Annotated in this window: 1 protein-coding gene; it reads left to right on the top strand. The window is 51.6% G+C overall.

Annotation, left to right across the window (positions count from 1 at the left end; translation table 11 throughout):
* Positions 1–118: 118 nt before the first annotated feature.
* Positions 119–318 (top strand): PAAR domain-containing protein (locus tag R2R70_RS19490; RefSeq protein WP_410978820.1); only part of this gene is annotated, 200 nt, incomplete at its 3' end.

The following is a 318-nucleotide window of genomic DNA, read 5'->3' as shown; positions in this document are numbered from 1 at the left end:
ATAAATTGCTTGATGAGCTCACGAGAGGCTAACAAAGGATAGCTTCGTTGTGAAATCCGATCATCCGGCACCCTACAACTAAATACAAAACACTTTTGACTAGGTGGAGAAATTATCAATGTTCAGTTCAGGTGACGGTGTCATCGTGCTCGGGGATAGCACCACACATGGTGGCAAGGTGGTGTCTGCCCAGTCCAACTATCTGCTGGAGGGTAAGCCGGTGGCAGTGGTGGGGGACATAGTGACGTGCCCCAAGGATGGCCACAGCACCTGCAGCATCATCGAGGGGCATCCCACTATCAGCTTGAATGGCAAGCC

The sequence above is a fragment of the Cobetia sp. SIMBA_158 genome (genome assembly GCF_046566945.1).
Lineage (GTDB): Bacteria > Pseudomonadota > Gammaproteobacteria > Pseudomonadales > Halomonadaceae > Cobetia > Cobetia amphilecti.
The sequence above is the reverse complement of the archived record's forward strand: the minus strand, read 5'-3'. Positions and strand labels throughout refer to the sequence as shown.